The 3,331-nt window shown below is 67.8% G+C and carries 4 protein-coding genes; 2 read left to right on the top strand and 2 right to left on the bottom strand.

The window, feature by feature from the left end:
- Together LQV16_RS23210 and LQV16_RS23205 are read left to right on the top strand one after the other, a co-directional pair.
- Nucleotides 1-135: transposase (locus LQV16_RS23210; RefSeq protein ID WP_229995055.1), on the top strand; the 135-nt coding region annotated here is incomplete at its 5' end.
- A 283-nt stretch (nucleotides 136-418) separates the two neighbouring features.
- Nucleotides 419-766, top strand: a complete 348-nt coding sequence (locus LQV16_RS23205) for an RNA polymerase-binding protein RbpA (protein WP_026266329.1) — start codon at nucleotides 419-421, stop codon at nucleotides 764-766.
- Between the two features lie 110 nt (nucleotides 767-876).
- On the opposite strand, the gene LQV16_RS23200 is transcribed toward LQV16_RS23205, so the two are convergent.
- Both LQV16_RS23200 and LQV16_RS23195 read right to left on the bottom strand, forming a co-directional pair.
- Nucleotides 877-1,623, bottom strand: coding sequence for a polyprenol monophosphomannose synthase (locus tag LQV16_RS23200; protein ID WP_229996184.1), 747 nt, complete (start codon nucleotides 1,621-1,623; stop codon nucleotides 877-879).
- A 453-nt stretch (nucleotides 1,624-2,076) separates the two neighbouring features.
- A partial coding sequence (locus LQV16_RS23195) for an amidohydrolase family protein (RefSeq protein ID WP_229996183.1) occupies nucleotides 2,077-3,331 on the bottom strand: 1,255 nt, incomplete at its 5' end.

Genomic DNA, 3,331 nt, shown 5'->3' with positions numbered 1-3,331 from the left:
AGGGTCACGAACGCGCGCAGCGAAGCGGCGAACCTCAGCGCCAAGAACCTCAAACGAGCCGCCCGCGGATACCGGAATCATGACCATTACAGGCTCCGGCTATTGTTGTACACGGCAGCCCAACAAGAATGCTGAACACCTGCCGCCACGCCAAAAGTGGAAGAGCCGCTTTACCTCGCCCGCACCACTCCCGTATACTTGAATATTTGTCCGGTCGGTTCAGCCGTCCGGAACAAAAACGCTCCGCACAGCGTTGATTCCAATGACGTTCCAAGCAGTTTTTGTCCACTGGCAACTGTCATCTGGCCGGGCCAAACGGGCCAGGTACGGTACAGCGCGGTGCAACCAGAAGTCCGGCGCCTGACGGTCCCCGGACAACGCAGGGCTGGACCCTGCGAACCGAATAGAGGGAGAAAAGATGAGCGATCGCAGCCTGCGGGGTATGCGCCTTGGCGCACAGAGCATGGAGACCGAATCCGGCGTCGAACCGGCTCCGCGCCAGCGGGTTGAATACCGTTGCGAGGACGGCGAGCAGGTGTTCGTGACGTTCTCCTCGGAAGCCGAAATCCCCCCGGTCTGGGTTTCGAAGACGGGCAAGGAGGCCTTGCTGGTCGACGGCGAACGCCCCGTCAACAGCAACGAAAAGGCAGTTCGCACGCACTGGGACATGTTGCTGGAGCGCCGCTCGCTGCCCGAGCTGGAGCAGATCCTCGAAGACCGCCTCACGATCCTGCGCGAACGCCGGGGCGAACGCCGCTCGGCCTAGACCCCCAGCGCACCGGCTACGGCAAGGGCCGGGCCCGCATCACTCTGTTGATGCGGGCCCGGCCCTTTTTGGTCCGGATTGCCATCCGGGAACGGGAGCCGTCCGTGCTGCTAGGCGTTCTGCCGGCTGTCCTGCTTGCCCCGGAGCTTGTTCCAGCGGGCAGTGAGTCCCCACTTGGTGACGTTGATCATGGCTTCGACGACGATATTGCCGCTCATCTTCGAAGCGCCGAGCTCACGCTCAACGAAGGTGATGGGCCGTTCCACGATGGTCAGGCCGAGCTTGGCCACGCGCCAGGCCAGATCCACCTGGAAGCCGTAGCCGACCGAGTCCACTGCATCCAGGTTCAGCTTCTCGAGCGTCGTCCGGCGGAAGGCGCGGAAGCCGCCGGTGACGTCCTTGATCTTCACGCCCAGCATGATCCGGGCGTAGGTGCTGCCGACTCGGCTGATGGCCTGGCGGTAGAGCGGCCAGTTGACCACACTGCCCCCGGGAACCCAGCGTGAGCCCATGGCGAGGTCCGCGCCCTGCTCCACAGCTTCGATCAGCTGGGGCAGCTGCTCGGGCTGGTGCGAACCGTCGGCGTCCATCTCCACGAGGATGTCGTAGCCGGCCTCCAGGCCCCACTTGAAGCCCGCGATGTACGCGGCTCCCAGCCCCGCCTTTCCGGCGCGGTGCAGGACGTGGACCTGGCCGTCGTCGGCCGCCAGACGGTCCGCCAGCTGCCCCGTGCCGTCGGGGCTGTTGTCGTCGACAACCAGCACGTCGGAAGCGGGCACGGCTGTGCGCAGGCGACCGAGGGTCTTGGGCAACGATTCCAGCTCGTTATAGGTCGGGATGATGGTGAGGACACGCACAGCGAGGCCTTTCCTTGAAGGGAGCGGTCGGTGCGCCGAACGTCATTCGTTCCGGATATTCAGGCGCAACTTCCCATTATAGGGAGTTGCGCGCCCGTCATGGGCCCGCGTGACCCCCCGGGCAGGTCCACCCGCTTCGGGCCAGTTCCGGCAGGCCTCGAATTGCGGCGCCGGAACCGTTTTCTGCTGCGAAGTAGACCCGCCCCGTGGGGTGCCCGGGGTCATGACCAGTAAAGCTCCCGCGGGTGCGGCAACCTGGGATGGACCGGGACTGACGGAGCCTGCGCCGTACGCAACCCTCCGTTGCCCCTCAATGCTACGGGGGCGGACCGATCTGTCAACCGAGCCGTGACCTGCCGTTATGTCCATCGCCCCAGTTCAGGGCAGGGTTACGGCCGTGAATGTTTCGGCTCCGCCGGCCGGATGACGGGCCGTGGATTGGGCGCCCAGGGCTCAGGCGCCGACGGCGCCGCTGGCATAGAGTTCCCGGCCGTCCCGTACCGTCAGCAGGCAGGCAGGATCGCTGCCGGTGTCCAGCGCCGGCAGGAGCGGTGTGCGGGCGCGCGGGTCGGTGCTCCAGGACTGCACCCGGCCGTCGGCAACCTGGACCATGAGTTCCTCGACCTCCCATACCGCGAAACTGGCCGGCGCCCCCGGCACCAGCTGCCCGGCCATGGGGTTGGGGTAGCGGGCGGCCCGCCAGCCGGCCCGTGTGTGGCCCAGGAACGCGGCGCGGGCGGAGATCTGTTCCGCAGGGTTGGTGTGCTGCAGGCACGCACGCACGCTGGACCACGGCCGCAGCGGCGTCACCGGGCTGTCGCTGCCGAAGCAGATCGGCACACCGGCCGCGTAGAGGCTTCCAAAGGCGTTCATTCCCAGCTGGCGGGAACCGAGCCGCTGCTGGTACAGGCCGTTCCCGCCACCCCACAGGGCGTCGAAGACCGGCTGCGCGCTGACGGTGACCGAATAGCGTGCCAGCCGGCTGATGGCCGCGGGATCCGCGAGCTCGACGTGCTCGAATCGGTGCCCCGCGGCGCGGACGCGCTGCTCCCCCACCTCGGCCGCGGCAAGGTCGAGGGCCTCCAAGGCAGCGTCCAGGCCCGCGTCGCCGATCACGTGGAAACCTGCCTGGATTCCCAGCAGCGAGCACGCCGCAAGGTGGGCGGCGGCCTCGGCCACGGAGAGGTACAGGTTGCCGCGCTCTCCTGGTGCGTCGGCGTAGTCCGCACGGAGGGAGGCGGTCCGTGAGCCGATCGAGCCGTCGATGTTGAGGTCGCCAGCCAGACCCAGAACGGATACGCCCAGGCCGTCAAGGATGGACTGGGCATGTTCCTGCGATGTGGCCAGTTCGCCCCAGTACGGCAGAATCTCGGGGACGGCGTCCGGGCCGTCATTCCAGGCCGTCGCCAGCTGCAGGTCCTCGATGCTCCCGATGTGGGGTGCAGCCATCTCCGCGAGGGCCACATAACCGTTGGCGGCGGCCTCGGCGAGGGCACGCCGCTGGTACGTGCGCAGGGTGTCTGCCGGCAGCTGGCGGGCTGCCAGGCGGGCGGCGGTGTGCGCCCCGCGTTTGACCTGGCTGCCGGCGGCGCCGTCGAGCCCGTCCAGGCCGGCCGACGCCGCCAGGGAGCTTGAAACCAGGGCCGAGTGGACATCCACGCGGGACAGGTAGACCTGGCGGCCGCCGGCCGCGCGTTCGATTTCGTCC

This window comes from Arthrobacter sp. Bi26 (assembly GCF_918697925.1).
Classification (GTDB): domain Bacteria; phylum Actinomycetota; class Actinomycetes; order Actinomycetales; family Micrococcaceae; genus Arthrobacter.
Note: the sequence above shows the minus strand (reverse complement) of the source record. Positions and strands in the feature narration are given on the sequence as shown.

Excerpts from the sequence above, each read along its gene's own strand:
- LQV16_RS23205 (WP_026266329.1), top strand. The coding sequence starts at position 419 with ATGAGCGATCGCAGCCTGCGGGGTATGCGCCTTGGCGCACAGAGCATG.